Source organism: bacterium (genome assembly GCA_035945995.1).
Lineage (GTDB): Bacteria > Sysuimicrobiota > Sysuimicrobiia > Sysuimicrobiales > Segetimicrobiaceae > DASSJF01.
In genome coordinates this window covers 1-12982 of record DASYZR010000028.1, presented here as the reverse complement: position 1 = coordinate 12982, position 12982 = coordinate 1, and the positions used below count along the sequence as shown (strand labels likewise).

Annotated in this window: 14 protein-coding genes and 1 pseudogene; 9 read left to right on the top strand and 6 right to left on the bottom strand. The window is 66.2% G+C overall.

The genetic code is table 11. The annotated features are described in order from the left end of the window. From VGZ23_02605 to VGZ23_02580, 6 genes are all read right to left on the bottom strand, one after another. Window positions 1-149: YHS domain-containing protein (locus VGZ23_02605; GenBank protein HEV2356490.1), on the bottom strand; the 149-nt coding region annotated here is incomplete at its 3' end. Between the two features lie 226 nt (window positions 150-375). Continuing rightward, window positions 376-567: an SHOCT domain-containing protein gene (locus VGZ23_02600; protein HEV2356489.1), complete on the bottom strand. Its 192-nt coding sequence runs from the start codon at window positions 565-567 to the stop codon at window positions 376-378. A 28-nt stretch (window positions 568-595) separates the two neighbouring features. Next, window positions 596-967: an SHOCT domain-containing protein gene (locus VGZ23_02595; protein ID HEV2356488.1), complete on the bottom strand. Its 372-nt coding sequence runs from the start codon at window positions 965-967 to the stop codon at window positions 596-598. Between the two features lie 97 nt (window positions 968-1064). Continuing rightward, complete coding sequence (locus tag VGZ23_02590; GenBank protein HEV2356487.1) at window positions 1065-1787, bottom strand: hypothetical protein; 723 nt, start codon at window positions 1785-1787, stop codon at window positions 1065-1067. Between the two features lie 124 nt (window positions 1788-1911). After that, window positions 1912-3027 carry an ATP-binding protein gene (locus VGZ23_02585; protein ID HEV2356486.1) on the bottom strand — a complete coding sequence of 372 codons (1116 nt, stop codon included), beginning with the start codon at window positions 3025-3027 and terminating at the stop codon, window positions 1912-1914. Continuing rightward, entirely contained in the window at window positions 3024-3719 is a 696-nt protein-coding gene (locus tag VGZ23_02580) for a response regulator transcription factor (protein ID HEV2356485.1), read from the bottom strand. The genes VGZ23_02585 and VGZ23_02580 overlap by 4 nt, the downstream gene beginning before the upstream one ends. 167 nt (window positions 3720-3886) lie before the next feature. Between VGZ23_02580 and VGZ23_02575 the strand changes: the two genes are divergently transcribed. The 9 genes and pseudogenes from VGZ23_02575 to VGZ23_02535 form a co-directional block, all read left to right on the top strand. Beyond that, window positions 3887-4033: a hypothetical protein gene (locus VGZ23_02575; GenBank protein ID HEV2356484.1), complete on the top strand. Its 147-nt coding sequence runs from the start codon at window positions 3887-3889 to the stop codon at window positions 4031-4033. A 242-nt stretch (window positions 4034-4275) separates the two neighbouring features. Beyond that, complete coding sequence (locus tag VGZ23_02570) at window positions 4276-4581, top strand: isoamylase early set domain-containing protein (GenBank protein HEV2356483.1); 306 nt, start codon at window positions 4276-4278, stop codon at window positions 4579-4581. 229 nt (window positions 4582-4810) lie between these two features. Beyond that, on the top strand, window positions 4811-5002 hold the full coding sequence (locus tag VGZ23_02565) for a hypothetical protein (protein HEV2356482.1): 192 nt from the start codon (window positions 4811-4813) through the stop codon (window positions 5000-5002). Window positions 5003-5573: 571 nt separating this feature from the next. Continuing rightward, on the top strand, window positions 5574-7700 hold the full coding sequence (locus tag VGZ23_02560) for a copper-translocating P-type ATPase (GenBank protein HEV2356481.1): 2127 nt from the start codon (window positions 5574-5576) through the stop codon (window positions 7698-7700). 73 nt (window positions 7701-7773) lie between these two features. Beyond that, the gene (locus VGZ23_02555; protein HEV2356480.1) at window positions 7774-10170 is read left to right on the top strand and encodes a phosphoketolase family protein; all 2397 of its coding nucleotides are present in this window, start codon (window positions 7774-7776) and stop codon (window positions 10168-10170) included. A gap of 28 nt (window positions 10171-10198) precedes the next feature. Then, window positions 10199-11347 carry an acetate/propionate family kinase gene (locus tag VGZ23_02550; protein HEV2356479.1) on the top strand — a complete coding sequence of 383 codons (1149 nt, stop codon included), beginning with the start codon at window positions 10199-10201 and terminating at the stop codon, window positions 11345-11347. 120 nt (window positions 11348-11467) lie between these two features. Further along, window positions 11468-11644 (top strand): annotated as a pseudogene (locus VGZ23_02545) (phosphoglucomutase, alpha-D-glucose phosphate-specific). 223 nt (window positions 11645-11867) lie between these two features. After that, window positions 11868-12491 carry a metalloregulator ArsR/SmtB family transcription factor gene (locus VGZ23_02540; GenBank protein ID HEV2356478.1) on the top strand — a complete coding sequence of 208 codons (624 nt, stop codon included), beginning with the start codon at window positions 11868-11870 and terminating at the stop codon, window positions 12489-12491. Between the two features lie 16 nt (window positions 12492-12507). Continuing rightward, window positions 12508-12982 (top strand): rhodanese-like domain-containing protein (locus tag VGZ23_02535; GenBank protein HEV2356477.1); only part of this gene is annotated, 475 nt, incomplete at its 3' end.

The following is a 12982-nucleotide window of genomic DNA, read 5'->3' as shown; positions in this document are numbered from 1 at the left end:
TCGCTCACGAATTTCTCGGGGTCCTTGTCGAAGGCCGCCTTGCACCCCTTGGAGCAGAAGTAGTACGTCTGTCCCCGGTATTCGGAGGTGGCCGACGCTTTCCGTTCGTCGACGCTCATCCCACACACCGGATCCTTCGCCCGGGCCATTCGCGGGGCCGGCTGGGACAGCTGCCTGACATTCTAGTGTGTTCTTAGTGGCGGGAGGGAGACCGAAACCCGTGCTGCCCTCCGGGCGGCGGTGCCCTGTGCACTAGCGCGGTCAACCCTTCGGGGTGCCGTTCCACGCGTGCGATCCACACGGGTGTCCCCGGTCAAGCAGGGGGTCGGCGGATACGCGGACGAGTCTGGCGGCGCGGCGGGGAATTGGGGGGATTCATTCCCCAAGGTCCAGGCGCATCTGTTCGTATTGCTCGCGCGTGATCTCCCCGCGAGCATAGCGCTCTTTCGCGATATCGATCGGCCGCTTACCGGGGGATCCGGACAGTAGTCGTCCCACGTCGCCGTCCTGGCGCCGGAGGAACAGAACGATCCCCAGGCCCAGGAGCAGCAGCAACAGCAAACCCATTAACGTCGCCTCCTCCCATGCCTGTCGGTCACCGTCCCCACATATGCGGCATCCAGGCTGGCCATTCGGCCGGCCGGCCCGGATAGCCCGACGCTGGCCATCCCCCGTGCATCCCGAAGCCGCCGACGGCCGTCACGAGGACCAGGGCCACGAGGATCAGCACCAGAATGAGATTGAAGTGCGTCCCGCCTCCGCGGGGCTCGGGCGCAAGCTCTTGGCGCATCTCCCGGTACTGTTCCGGGGTCAGCTCCCCGCGTGCATACCGGCTATCCAGGATCTCGCGGGCGGTGGATCGCGGCGCCGCAGGAGCGGCCGGGAAGAGCCAGGCGGCCAGCCCGAACGCGAGCACGATCACCAGGACCCAGAACACGAGCATCCATACCATCATGCCGGCCCACACGGCGCGTCGCTCCTCTCGGTTGCTCGACCGGGCTCACCCCACCGGCCCGCGTGCGCGAACCGGTGGGGCGAGTCGCCGCGCCCGGTCAGCTGCGCGCTCAGTCGAGGTCTTTCTCCTCCACGAACGTCCCATGCCAGCTATGGTACCAGACCGCGCCGGTGTAGGCGTTCACGCTGAGCATCCCGATAACCTTACCGTTTCGGGACACGTCGATCGTGTAGTAGCCGGGGAATGTGATCGTCTCATCTGTCTTCGTGCCCGGGATGCGGACATCCAGAACCTGCTGCGCCTGCGTCCTGGCCTGGGCGAGCGTTAGCAGCTTCCCCCCGGGTTGCACCGCCCCGGGACCGCCGTAGCCGTAGCCCGGCCCCATCATGCCGTAGCCGGACCCGGACCCCATCATGCCGCCGCCATAGCCCGGGCCCATCGCACCGCCGTATCCGGCGCCGCCCCAGCCGGCCATGTGGCCAAACTGGGTGTTCCACATCATGCTCTGCGGCTCGGGATGCACGAACCCGGTGTACCGGTCGATCAGGAACTCATACGCGCCCTGGCCGCTCGTCTTGTACTTGACGGCCACGTAGAAGTTGTTGCTGAACTCCATGATGTGCCCCGGGAACAAGCCGGCGTAGCCCGACTGTGCGACGACCCGGCGGGCGTTGGCTTCCGCCTGCGCGATCGAGAGCGGCTGGCCGGTGGTCTGCGAATTCCCCCCCATGGGCCCCCAGCCCGGCGCCATATGCGGCTGCGCGAGCACCGGCAGAGCCAATACCGCGAGCACGCCCGCGATTCCCAGGACCACCCATCCGCGCATCTTCATGTTCTCAACCCCTCTCTCCTAAGCGTGTCCCTGCACGTCAGCAGCGTAGCGCCCGCATGGGACGCCCGTATGGGGTCTGTGTGAAGATTGCGTGAAACGCGCCCGATCCGTGGGGGGCGAAGACCTACGGGGCCGTGGGAAGGGTCACTATCAACGTGCTGCCGCAGCCCGGGCCGGCACTTTCCGCCCGGATCGACCCGCCGTGCGCCTCGACGAGGTGGCGGGCGATGGTGAGGCCGATCCCGCTTCCGCCGCTGGCCCGCGCGCGGGAGCGGTCCACCCGGTAGAAGCGATCAAAGACGTGCGGCAGGTCCTCTGCCGGGATGCCGATTCCGGTGTCGGAGACGGCAATCGCCACCCCTTCCGGGTCGGGGCGCGCGTGAACGCGCACGCGCCCCGCCGCCGGCGTGTACTGCAAGGCGTTGCCGAGAAGATTCGTGAGCACCTGGCCGATACGGTCGGGATCCACCAGCACCGCCAGGGCTCCGGCCGGCGGTTCGATCTCCAACGCGACGCCCTTGTCGTCGAACTGCGGGCGCAGCCTGACCGCGGTAGTCTCGATGAGAGTCCCGACGTCCAGCCGACGAAGGCGGAGCGGCACCTGGCCCGCTTCCGCCCGGGAGAGCTCCTGCAGATCGCCTACCAGCCGTTGGAGCCGCTCGGTCTCGCGGTGGACACGGTGAAAGGTCTCCGGCTCCGGGGGGATCACGCCGTCCAGCATCCCTTCCATGTAGCCGGCGATGCTGGCCAACGGTGTCCGAAGCTCATGGGCCACGTCTGCGATCAGGTCCCGGCGGCGCTCCTCAACCCGCTGCAGGGTCTCCGCCATGCGGTTGAAGTGCGCGGCGAGCTCGCCGAGCTCGTCCTCCGAGGGGACCGGCACCCGCTCATCGTACCGCCCGTCGGCGACGCGGGTGCTCGCGCGCGTCATCGCGAGGATCGGCGCGACGATACGTCGCGTCACAAACACGCTCACGGCGAGCGCGGTGACGACCGCGGCAACCGTCGCGGCGGCGAGCGCGGCGGTCAGGGCCCCGAAGATGCTCTTGAAGAGGGTGGCCACGAGGTCAGGGTGGCCGCCGAGGAGGCGGTTCATGAGCGCGATGTGCGGTGAGAGCGCCGCCGGCGCGAGCGCTTGGACGGTGGTCCACAGCACGACGGCGCCGACCAGAACCACGAGGAGGTAGGACGCAAAGAGCTTCCAGCCGAGGCGGCGCCGGAGCGTTCGAATACCCCTCATGCCGGGGCGTCGCCGAACTTGTAGCCGATCCCGCGAACGGTCTCGATGAGCCGCGGCCGGCCGGGATCGTCGCCGAGCTTCCGGCGGAGGTCTTTGATGTGCGCGTCGACAACCCGATCGTCGCCGAAGTAGTCGGCGCCCCAGACCCGCGTGATCAACTGCTCACGCGCGAAGACGCGGCCCGGATACGAGGCGAGGGCGTAGAGTAGGTCGAACTCGCGCGTCGTCAGGTCCACGCGAACGTCGCCCTTCCAGACCTCACGCCTCGCCGGATCGACGCGGATCTCGCGAAACACCAGCGCGCGGGGCGCGTCGGTATCCGTGCCTCGCCCCCGCCGGAGGATCGCGCGGATGCGGGCGGCGAGCTCGCGGGGACTGAACGGCTTGGTGACATAGTCGTCGGCGCCGACGGATAACCCGACGACCTTGTCCGTCTCCTCTGCCTTGGCGGTGAGCATCACGACGTAGGCGGGCGACTCGCCGCGTAGGCGGCGGAGGACTTCGAGGCCGTCGAGGCCGGGGAGCATGATGTCGAGGACGACCACGTCCGGGTGGACCTGGCGCGCTTTGGCCAGCCCCGCGGCCCCGTCGCGCGCCACATCAACCTGGAAGCCTTCCCGTGTGAGGTAGGTGTTCAGCAGATCCACGATGGTCTGGTCATCGTCGATCACGAGCACCTTCACCGATGCCATGTGCTGGGAGATTCGAGGTCCGAATGCCGGGCCCCGCCTGCTTGGTAGGCTATTGTGATGTGTCTCTCCGGCGCGGACCTGAGAGCGAAATGCGGCCTGGAGCCGATGCGAATGCGCCAGCTGAGCATCTACGATGGCTGTAAGTTTCTGCAATCGACGTCGATGGGGTGAGCGAGATGATGTGGCCATTCTTCATCGAGGAGAAACTCCACCGTGCCGGCGCAATACTGACCGGGAGCCATTTCAAGGATCCAATTCTGGGATTCCTTACGCTCCACGACAAGATCGCACACCGGTCGGGGCAGCCGGTTTGACGACAAACGGCTCAGCCGCGCCGGTCGAACATGCCGTTCGCCCGCGGGCCGGAGCTCCGAGCCTTTCGGAGAATCTTAACATTTCATTAACCACTCTTATCCCGTACGCCGTTACGATTGATATGGAGCGACATAGCGAGGAACGTGACGCGCCGAAAGACATATTGGTCTTGTCACCCGACGAGAGGGAGGTCTGATCCTGCATGGGCGTCTCGGCACATCTCCTACACCCGGCGAGGACCATGACGACGGTCATCCCCGTCACATTCCGTTTCCCCGCACGTCTTGCTCCAGCCGCGGGCAACGTGTCGTTGGTTGGATCCTTCAACGGCTGGGATTCGGCCGCGCACCGGATGCGGCGCGCGGCGAACGCTGAGTGGGCGATCACCGTGTACCTTCCGCCGGGCCGTGTAGTCTATCTGTTCTCCGTCGACGGCGTGATGTGGCTCGATCCCGAGGACGATGGGCGCCTGCCGAACGGCTGGGGCTCGGAGTATTCGGTTCGCCACGTTTCCGCCGAGCCGGCCCTCGTGGGGCAAACGTTCTAACGATACGGTCCCGGTTGGGGATGGAGGACAGCGATATGAATCGGCGCGCGTGGACGGGCTTCGCGGCAATCGTGATCTTAGGCTTAACGATAGCTCCGGCGTTCGCTCAGCCCGGCATGGGCCGGGGTGGTGGAGCGGATCGCAGAGCGGCACGGGTCAGCCCCTGTCGATGGCTCAAGCGGAAGCGATTGCGCGTTAGGCGCTCGCGCAATCGGGAGTTCCAGAACTCGTGCCCATGCACATGATGGAGTTCAGTAACAACTTCTATGTGGCCGTCAAGAACAAGGTGACGGGCGAGGGGGCGTTCGAGCTGCTGGTCGATCGGTACACCGGATTCGTCCGCCCCGAGCCTCAGAACATGATGTGGAACACGAAGTACGGGCACATGGCGTGGGGGGGGGCGGGCCGGGCTATGGCATGATCGGCCCCGGCTCAGGGTCCGGCATGATGGGTGGAGGGTACGGAGGGCCCGGCGGAATGATGGGCGGTTACGGCTACGCTGCTCCAGGCACCGTGCAATCTGGAGGAGCCCCGGTGACGCTGATAGCTTCGGCAAGATCTTAGCCCCTGTCCTAACATTGTCTTAATCATCGGTTAACCACTCGAGGCCATCGCGCGCAGCACATTTTATGATGACAAGCATTGTACGGCTCTCTCACATCGCCCAAACGCGACAGTGGGGAGTGCAGGGCTACGAGGCATTTAATTTGAAGGGGGAGCGCAATGTTAAACGTCAAAGTGGTCTCGTGGTCGTTGGCGATATGGGGCGGAATCACCTTTGCGTCTGCGTATTGTACGGCCTGCTCGTGCCGGGGAGCCTTTCGATGCACCAGGCGCTGGGGCAGGTCCTACCCGTATAGGCATCAGGCGAGTGTGAGGGCACGCGAATGAGGCGGTTGGCACAAGGCCACGAATCGCACGTGGATGCACCCCACCACGCTGGTTCAGTTTCCTGCTCCTGCGGACAGGCGTGCCTCACGTGCCAGGCCGCAGTGCTCGCCACGACGTGCGGCTGCGACTTTGAGGCCAAGCAGTTCGAGTACGGGATCGCCGAGAAGGCCCAGGCCCACGACCATCACGCCGCGGGGCACGGCATGGGAGAGGCGCACGACCACGAGGCGATCATGGCGGATCCCCGCATGGCCGCCTTCATGGAAGCGGACATGCGGCGGCGGTTCCTGTGGTCGCTGGTGCTGACGGTTCCGGCGATCCTGTACTCACCGTTGGGCCAGACACTGCTCCGCCTGCGGCTGCCGGAGCCGATCCCGGTGAATTGGATCCTGTTCCTCTTAACGACCCCGGTGGTGTTCTGGACCGGCTCGATCTTCATCACCGGTGCCTACCGCTCGCTGCGGAGCCGCGCGCTCAATATGTCGGTGCTGATCAGCGTCGGCGTGCTGGCGGCGTATCTCTTCAGCGTCGTCATCACCGTACTCAATGCCGGGGCGACCTTCTACGAAGCCGCCGCGATGCTCGTCACGTTCGTGCTCTTCGGCCACTGGATGGAGATGCGGTCCCGGCGCGGCACCTCCGACGCCCTTCAGGCGCTCTTCAACCTGGTGCCGCCGAAGGCCCGGGTGGTGCGCCAGGGGCGGGTCGTGGAGATCCCCACCGCTGACATCCAGAAAGATGACGTCGTCGAGCTGCGTCCCGGCGATCGGGTTCCCGTGGACGGCGTGGTCACCCAGGGCGAGACCGCAGTCGACGAGTCCCTGGTGACCGGGGAATCCATCCCCGTCACGAAGCGGCAAGGCGATCCGGTGATCGGAGGGAGCATCAGCCAGTCGGGATCGGTTCGATTCACGGCGACCAAGGTAGGGGAAGAGACGGCGCTGGCCCAAATCGTGAAACTGGTCGAGGAGGCCCAGTCCTCCAAGGCCCCCGGCCAGCGGATCGCCGACCGGTGGGCCCAGTATCTGGTGATTCTCGCGGTGGGTGCCGGTGTCGTGACGTTCGCGGTCTGGTTCGGACTCATGCGAGAGTCCTTGCTCGTCGCCCTCACCTTCGCGATTTCCGCCATTGTGATTGCCTGCCCCGATGCGCTGGGTCTCGCGACGCCGACCGCGGTGGCGGTGGGGACCGGGATCGGCGCCCGCCACAACATCCTGATCAAGAACGCGGCCACACTCGAGCAGGTCTCACGCATCACCGCGGTCGTCATGGACAAGACCGGCACGCTCACCGAGGGGCGCCCGCGCCTCACCGACGTCGAGGGGGTCAACGGGTTCCAGCCCGACGAGGCGCTCCGCTTCGCCGCGGTGGCCGAGGCGCGCTCGGGCCACCCGCTCAGCAAGGCGGTGTTGGAGGAGGCCGAGCGGCGAAGGATCTCCGTCGACAGCGAGGTCACGGGATTCGAGAACCTCGCGGGGCACGGCGTCCGGGCGACGGTGTCCGGGCGCGAAGTTATGGTGGGGACGGCCAAGCTGATGCGGGACCGCGGCATCGACCTGGCGCCTGTGCAGGCACACCTGGACCGGTTGCTTGCAGGTGGGAAGACGATCATGCTCGTGGCTGTAGACGGCAAGATGGCCGGAGTGGCCGCGGCCGCCGACCCGATCCGGGAGACGTCGCGCCGCGCGGTGGAGGGCCTCCGCCGCCTCGGGATCGAGGTGGCGATGATCACCGGGGACAACCGGCAGACGGCGGAGGCGGTGGCGGGACAATTGGGCATCCAGAGGGTCTTCGCCGAAGTGTTGCCCGAACAGAAGGTCGACTATGTGAAGCAGCTGCAACAGGAAGGGAAGTTCGTGGCGATGGTCGGGGACGGGGTGAACGACGCGCCCGCGCTGGCCCAGGCGGACATCGGGATCGCCATCGGCGCGGGGACCGATGTGGCGATCGAGACCGCCGAGGTCGTGCTGATGCGGTCCGACCCTGCGGACGTCCTGCGCGCCATCTTCCTGTCGAAGGCGACCGTGGGGAAGATGCGTCAGAACCTCTTCTGGGCGTCCTTCTATAACGTCCTCGCAATCCCCGTCGCCGCCGGCGTTCTCTACCCGCGCTTTGGCATCATGCTCCGCCCGGAGTGGTCGGCGCTCCTCATGTCCGCGTCCTCGATCGTCGTGGCGACCAACGCGGTGCTGCTGAAGACCTCGGAGCGCCACATGGGAGAGATCTGAATCTTTCGCGCTTTGGCTCGCGCAAATGGGACTAGGAACTAAATTACGTAGATAGGAAGAGAGGATTCCCCGGATGGTGACCACCGAATCTGGCCGTTCCGCACAACTCACGGTGTCCGCGAAGCCGCTTCCTTCTGATGAGCTCCGCCGGATGGATGCCTACTGGCGGGCCGCCAACTACCTGTCGGTTGGGCAGATCTACCTCTACGACAACCCGTTACTTCGCGAGCCACTCACGCCGGAGCACGTCAAGCCGCGGCTGCTCGGGCACTGGGGGACTACCCCGGGGCTCAATTTCATCTACGTCCATCTCAACCGGGTGATCAAGCAATACGACCTGAACATGATCTACGTCACCGGGCCCGGGCACGGCGGGCCGGGACTCGTGGCCAACACCTATCTCGAAGGGACGTATAGCGAGGTTTACCCGCATATCTCCCGGGATGCGGACGGGATGAAGCGGTTGTTCACGCAGTTCTCGTTTCCCGGCGGCGTGCCCAGTCACGTCGCCCCCGAGACCCCAGGGTCGATCCACGAGGGCGGGGAGCTTGGCTACGCCCTCGCCCACGCCTACGGCGCTGCGTTCGACAATCCGGACCTTCTGGTCTGCTGCGTCGTCGGCGACGGAGAAGCGGAAACCGGCCCGCTGGCGACGAGCTGGCACTCGAACAAGTTCCTCAACCCAGTGCGTGACGGCGCGGTGCTGCCGATCCTGCATTTGAATGGCTACAAGATCGCCAACCCCACGGTGCTGGGGCGGCTCAGCGACGAAGACCTCTCCCAACTGTTCACCGGCTATGGGTACACGTCGTACTTCGTGGAGGGAAAGGATCCGGAGTCCACCCATCAGCTGATGGCGGCGACGCTCGACGCCGTTATCGCCGACATTCACCGCGTGCAGCAGGAGGCGCGCGCCGGCGGATACAAGGGCCGCCCGGCGTGGCCGATGATCATCCTGCGCACACCGAAGGGCTGGACGGGCCCGAAAACGGTGGACGGCAAGCCGATCGAGGGCACGTGGCGCTCCCATCAGGTGCCGCTGGCGGAGGTCAAGTCCAAGCCGGAGCATCTCCGGCTGCTCGAGGAGTGGATGAAGAGCTACCGGCCCGAAGAACTCTTCGACGCCAACGGGACGCCACGTCCGGACCTGGCGGAGCTGGCGCCGAAAGGCGGTCGGCGGATGGGGGCCAACCTCCATGCCAACGGCGGTCTGCTCCTGCGAGATCTCGCGATGCCGGATTTCCGCGGCTACGCGGTTGACGTCCCCAAGCCGGGGACGGTGACCACAGAGGCCACGCGGGTGCTCGGACGGTTTCTGCGCGACGTGATGAAGTGGAACCCCACAAACTTCCGCGTGATGGGGCCCGACGAGACGGCCTCGAACCGCCTCGACGCGCTGTTTGAGGTGACCGATCGGGTGTTCACCGGTCCCATTCTCCCGACCGACGACCATCTCTCGCCGGACGGCCGTGTGATGGAAGTCCTGAGTGAGCACCTGTGCCAGGGGTGGCTCGAGGGATATCTCCTGACCGGACGGCACGGCTTCTTTTCCTGTTACGAGGCGTTCATTCACATCGTGGACTCGATGTTCAATCAACACGCGAAATGGCTCAAGGTGACGCGCCACCTGGCCTGGCGGCGGCCCATCGCGTCTCTGAACTATCTTCTGACGTCCCACGTCTGGCGGCAAGATCACAACGGCTTCAGCCACCAGGATCCGGGGTTCATCGACCATGTCGTCAACAAGAAGGCGGACATCGTCCGCGTGTACCTGCCGCCCGATGCGAACACGCTCCTCTCCGTGGCCGATCACTGCCTGCGCAGCCGGCACTACGTGAACGTGATCGTGGCCGGCAAGCAGCCGGCCCTGCAGTGGCTCGACATGGACGCGGCGGTCAAGCACTGCACGGCCGGGATCGGGATCTGGCCCTGGGCGTGCACCGACCAGGACACTGAGCCGGACGTGGTGATGGGGTGCGCCGGCGACGTCCCCACGTTGGAGACGTTGGCCGCGGTGGACCTGCTCCGTCGGCATTTTCCGGACGTCAAGATCCGGGTGGTGAACGTCGTCGATCTGATGACGCTCCAGCCCCGAAGCGAGCACCCGCACGGCCTCTCGGACCGCGAGTTTGATTCGATGTTCACGACCGACCGGCCGATCATCTTCGCCTACCACGGCTATCCCTGGCTGATCCACCGGCTGACGTACCGCCGGACGAATCACGCGAATCTCCACGTGCGGGGCTACAAGGAGGAAGGAACCACGACGACGCCGTTCGACATGACGGTGCTGAACGAGCTCGACCGGTTTCACCTGGCCGGGGACGTGGTCGACCGCGTCCCGAGGCTCGCACGCGTGGGGGCGCACTTCAAGCAGCTCCTGCGCGACAAGCTCATTGAGCACCAGCAGTACATCGTCACGCACGGCGACGACATGCCGGAGATTCGCGAGTGGCAGTGGCCGTGTTAGCCTCGCCGGGCCCCTGGACGTACATCGCATGAGGTCGCTCCGCGTCCTGGCGGTGAACGTCGGCTCTTCGTCCCTGCGGGTGGACGTGTGGAGCATTCCCGGAACGAACCCGGAGGTGAGGCTTGAAGCCGATGGGATCGGCTGCCCGCGCGCGACGGTGTCGGCGGGCGATCGGGTCGACGAGACAACGGGACTCCGGGACCACACGGCGGCGCTCGACGTGCTGCTCGGCCGCCTGGAAGAGCCGGCCCGATTGGATTGCGCCGGCCACCGGGTGGTGCACGGTAGGCCGCACTACCGCGAGCCGGTGTGGGTGGACGATCGGGTGCTGGCGGATCTTGACGGGCTCGGCACGCTGGTCCCCCTCCACGTACCGCCCGCGCTCCGGGTGATCCGGCATCTCCTCCGGACGCTCCCGGGCGTGCCGCAGGCCGCCGTGTTTGACACCGCGTTCCACGCCGCTCTGCCTGCTCGGGCGTTTGAATATGCCCTGCCGGCAGCCTGGCGGGCACAGGGGATCCGGCGGTACGGGTTCCACGGGCTGGCCTGCGCCGATGCGGCGGCTCAACTCGGGTCAGCGCTGCGGGAGCGTGCCGTGCTTCTCCACTTGGGCGCCGGATGCTCGGCCACGGCGCTTCTCCGGGGCCGCAGCATCGACACCACAATGGGTCTCACGCCGCTCGAGGGCTTGATGATGGCGACACGATGCGGCGATCTCGACCCCGCGATTCCGCTCTACCTGCAGCGGCAGCAGGGGCTCTCCGTGGACGAAATCGACCAGGCGCTGAACCACGAGAGCGGCCTGCTGGGCCTCTCAGGCGTGTCCGGCGACATGAAGATTCTCCTTAGCCGCACGGACGAGCCGGCGGTCCGGCTCACCCTCGACGTCTTCTGTTATCGGGCCGCGAAGGCGGCGGGGGCGATGGCGGTGGCGCTGGGCGGGTGCGACCAGCTGATCTTTACCGGCGGCATCGGGGAGCACGCAGCGCCGGTCCGGGCCGAGATCCTCGCGCACCTCGCATTCCTGGGCGCCCGCGTGGACGAAGCCGCCAACCTGGCGAACGCCGCAATCATCTCGCCTCCGCAGAGTTCCATCTCGGTCCACATCGTCCGTATCGACGAGGGGCGGCAGATTGCTCTGGACACGGCGCGGTTACGCAGGCGTGAATCGGTCTGAGACTCTACCGGCTGTCTGGGAGGTCTCGCATGGCCACGTCGACAGAGTCCTCGAACAGCATCGGAGATCTCGGAATCGAGGCGCTCACCGAGTTGGCGCTGGACCTGCGGGATGAGGGCGGACGGCCTGATCATGGATCTGCTTGCGGCCGAGATGACCGCGCGCATCGGCAAGGACCCAAGCGGGCAGTATCGTGAACTGACGGCGGAGGTGGGGACGCCGTACTACGCGCGCATCGACGCGCCGGCAACGCCCGCGCAGAAGGCGGCGTTGGAACAACTGGCGCCCGAGGCGATCACGGAAGGCCCCCCGGACAGTGCGCCATCGCCCAGCCGTGGGCGTCGGTATCCCACGTCAGGGCGCAGCAGCACATGGGGGAGATTTGAACCATCTCCGGTCTGCTCGGCCAATAGGATTCGTGCCGCAAACGCGCCTCCTTGACAGGCTTCTTAGCGTTCAAGATAATGCTTTATAAATGGATAACTTGAGGACTCTCGAGCATCGGCGATTCAAGGACGACGTGTACGCAGAGTTTGCCCGTATCGGCCAGGCGTTGGCCAGTCCGAAGCGCCTGGAGATGTTTGATCTGCTGGCCCAGCGTGAGTGGGCGGTCGAAGACCTCGCCAGCGAGATGGACTTGACGATTGCCAACACCTCGCAACATCTCCAAGTATTGCTGCGCACCCGGCTGGTGGAGGCGCGGCGCCAGGGTACCCGAGCGTACTACCGGCTGGCCGGCGGAGACGTCTACCGAATGTGGCAGACCATGCGCGAGCTGGGTGAGGCGCGTTTGGCGGAGGTGCCCGCGGTGGTCAGGCGGCATCTCGGCGACCGTCCGGATATGCAGGTCCTCAACGTCACCGAGTTGCTCCGGCGCGTCAGGGCAGGGGACATTATCCTGCTCGACGTGCGTCCGGAAGAGGAGTATCGGGCCGGGCATCTCCCGGGAGCGCGGCCGGTGCCGCTGGCGGAGCTGGCGCGGTCCCTCAAGACGTTGCCCAAGCATCGCGAGCTCGTCGTGTACTGCCGGGGTCCCTACTGCGTGTTCTCGGACGAAGCGGTGGCCCTCCTCCATCGCAAGGGGTTTCAGGCACGACGCCTCCGCCTGGGGTTTCCAGACTGGCAACATTCAGCGACTTCGTAGCGGAGGTTACTGAGGCATGAACGTGCACGCCTTACGTGAACAGCTGGAGCGTCACCAGCCGGTGACGGTTCTGGACATCCGCGTGGCCGAGTCCCGGGCGGAGTGGGCGATCCCGGGAAGCGTGTGGGTGGATGCCTACCACGCCGTCAAGCAAGGAGATTACCGGACGCTTGCCGCGCTGGACCTTCCCATTGGACCGCCGGTCGTGGTGGTCTGCGAGATGGGGGCGACCAGTCAGCTCGCGGCAACCTACCTGCGCTCCCAAGGAGTGGCGGCAGAGTCGCTCGATGGCGGGATGCGGGCGTGGAGCCTCGCCTGGAACCTCGCGGAACTGCGGTTGGCCGGCGGCGTCACGGTGGTTCAGGTCCGCAGGACGGGCAAGGGGTGCCTCTCCTATGTCGTGGCCGATCACGGCGAGGCCCTGGTCATCGACCCGGCCCTGGGCTCGGACGTCTACCGGGAGATCGCCGCCGCGAGCGGACTCAAAATCC